Here is a 2,388-nt window from a genome sequence, read left to right as displayed (position 1 = left end):
CCTCGCCCAGGACCAGGCCGTTGGCCGTGCCGCCGCGGCGCATCTCGTGCGCGATGGAGCGGGTCAGGCCCGTCACGCCCTGGCGGGCGGCGCGCAGGGTCGGGTCCGTGGCGGACTCGGGGTCCTCGAACACCGTCACCACGCGCGAGGAGGAGCCCAGCGAGCGCAGCGCGCCGCCGATCTCCAGCGCCACCGCGCCGAGGTCCGCGGGCGTGGCGACCCCCGGCGAAGCACGCGACGATCGCCGCGTGGCGGGCGCCCTCCCGGGGGGCGTCGGCAACCTCGAGGCCCCACGAGGCCAAGAGGGTGCGGGCGTCCGCGGCTGCGGGGGTCGCGCCCAGGACGAGCACGGAGCCGGGCAGCACGGGGTCGCCGGGGGTGTGCCGGCGCAGCTCGACGGGCTGAGGCAGGCCCAGGGCGCCGGTGAGGCGGCGGCCCAGGGGCGAGGCGACGAAGGTGCCGTAACGGTCGGTCATGGTCGGTCCTCTCGGATCGGGTCGGTCGGGGCTCAGCGGCCGCGCAGCAGGGCGACGATGCCCTGGCCGCCGGCGGCACAGACGGAGATGAGGCCGAGAGAGCCCTCCCCCTTCTCATGCAGCATCTTGGCCAGCAGGGCGACGATGCGGCCGCCGGTCGCGGCGAAGGGGTGACCGGCCGCCAACGAGGAGCCGTGCACGTTGAGCCGGGCGCGGTCCACCGAGCCCAGCGCACCCGGCAGCCCGAGGCGCTCGCGGCAGTACTCCTCGTCCTCCCAGGCGGCGAGCGTGGACAGGACGGTGCCGGCGAACGCCTCGTGGATCTCCACGAAGTCGAGGTCGTCGAGGGTGAGCCCGTGCCGGGCCAGCAGGCGCGGGACGGCGTAGGCGGGGGCCATGAGCAGGCCCTCGTGCCCGTCGACGAAGTCCACGGCGGCGTTCTCCATGTCCACGAACTCGGCGAGCACGGGAAGCCCGCGCTCGGCGGCCCACTCCTCGGAGGAGAGCAGCACCGCGGAGGCGCCGTCGGTGAGCGGGGTGGAGTTGGCCGCCGTCATGGTCGCCTCGTCCCCCAGCTGGCGACCGAACGCGGGCTTCAGGCCGGCCAGCTTCTCCGGCGTGGAGTCGGGGCGGAGGTTGTTGTCGCGGGCCAGGCCGTGGAACGGGGTCACCAGATCGTCCATGTACCCGGCGGCGTACGCGGCGCCGAGGTTCCGGTGGGAGGCCGCGGCGAGCTCGTCCTGGGCCTGACGGGTGATGCCCCACTTGTGGGTGGTCAGGGCCTGGTGCTCGCCCATGGACATGCCGGTGCGCGGCTCGCCCGCGCCGGCCGGCTCGGGCACGAGCTGCCCGGGGCGCAGCTGGGCGAGGGCGCGCAGGCGGTCCTTCGTGGTCTTGGCGGTGTTGAGCTGCAGCAGCACGCGGCGCGCACCGTCGGAGAGCGAGACGGGGGCGTCCGAGATCGAGTCCACGCCGCCGCCGATGGCGGAGTCGAGCTGGCCGAGCCGGATCTTGTTGGCCAGGGTGCCCAGGGCCTCCATGCCGGTGGCGCAGGCCACCTGGACGTCGGCGGCCGGGGTCGCGGCGGAGAGCGCGGAGCCCAGGACGGCCTCGCGGGTGAGGTTGAAGTTGCGCGGGTGCTTGAGGACGGCGCCGGCGGTGACCTGACCGAGGCGCTCGCCCTGGAGCCCGAACCGCGCGATGAGGCCGTCGAGCGTGGCCGTGAGCATCTCCTGGTTCCCGACCTCGGCGTAGGCGGTGTTGGCACGGGCGAACGGGATGCGGTTGCCGCCCAGGATGACGGCGGGGCGCAGCGCTCCGCCGGCGACGGCGGGGCGGGAGGCGGTCTCGGACGCGGGGGTCTCGTGGTGGGTCATGACGGTCCTCTCGACGGCGGGCCCACCGCCGACGCGGCGGGGGCGTTGTCACCCCGGACGATACGGACGATACGGACGTCGGCGGGGTGGGTGACTGTGATCCACGGTACCTGATACGCTCGGTTTCGTGAATCCCGTCACGTCCACCGCCCGGGACGGTCGCAGCGTCCGCTGGGACCGGCACCGCGCCGAGCGCCGTCTGGAACTGGTCCGGGCCGCCCGGTCGGCCGTGCACGCCCTGGGCGCACACGCCTCGATGGAGGAGATCGCGTCCCACGCGGGCACCTCCAAGACCGTCTACTACCGCTATTTCGGCGACCGCGAGGGCCTGCGCCTGGCGGTGTCCGAGCGGGTCACCGCACACATGGAGCGCCGCCTGCTCGAGGTCGCGGACGAACCGGTCTCCGAACCCGAGGCGCTGCGTCGCATGGTCGAGGTGTATCTCACGGTCGCGGCGACGTCGCCCGAGGTGTACGCGTTCGCCGTCGCCCCGTCCCCCGCCGCGGCCGAGGCCCCTGTGCTGGGCCCGTTCCTCG

General features: G+C 74.7%; 2 protein-coding genes and 1 pseudogene. 1 reads left to right on the top strand and 2 read right to left on the bottom strand.

Annotated elements, in window-relative coordinates; genetic code table 11:
* Positions 1-193: pseudogene (locus D8M29_RS14245) on the bottom strand (3-oxoacyl-ACP reductase); the annotation flags it as partial.
* A gap of 315 nt (positions 194-508) precedes the next feature.
* Positions 509-1,852 (bottom strand): acetyl-CoA C-acetyltransferase, encoded by a 1,344-nt coding sequence (locus D8M29_RS10870; RefSeq protein ID WP_044658924.1) that lies wholly within the window; start codon positions 1,850-1,852, stop codon positions 509-511.
* 127 nt (positions 1,853-1,979) lie between these two features.
* Between D8M29_RS10870 and D8M29_RS10865 the strand changes: the two genes are divergently transcribed.
* Positions 1,980-2,388: TetR/AcrR family transcriptional regulator (locus tag D8M29_RS10865; RefSeq protein ID WP_127445969.1), on the top strand; the 409-nt coding region annotated here is incomplete at its 3' end.

Source organism: Micrococcus sp. HSID17227 (genome assembly GCF_003989405.1).
Lineage (GTDB): Bacteria > Actinomycetota > Actinomycetes > Actinomycetales > Micrococcaceae > Micrococcus > Micrococcus luteus.
The sequence above is the reverse complement of the archived record's forward strand: the minus strand, read 5'-3'. Positions and strand labels throughout refer to the sequence as shown.

Excerpts from the sequence above, each read along its gene's own strand:
- D8M29_RS10870 (WP_044658924.1), bottom strand. The coding sequence starts at position 1,852 with ATGACCCACCACGAGACCCCCGCGTCCGAGACCGCCTCCCGCCCCGCC.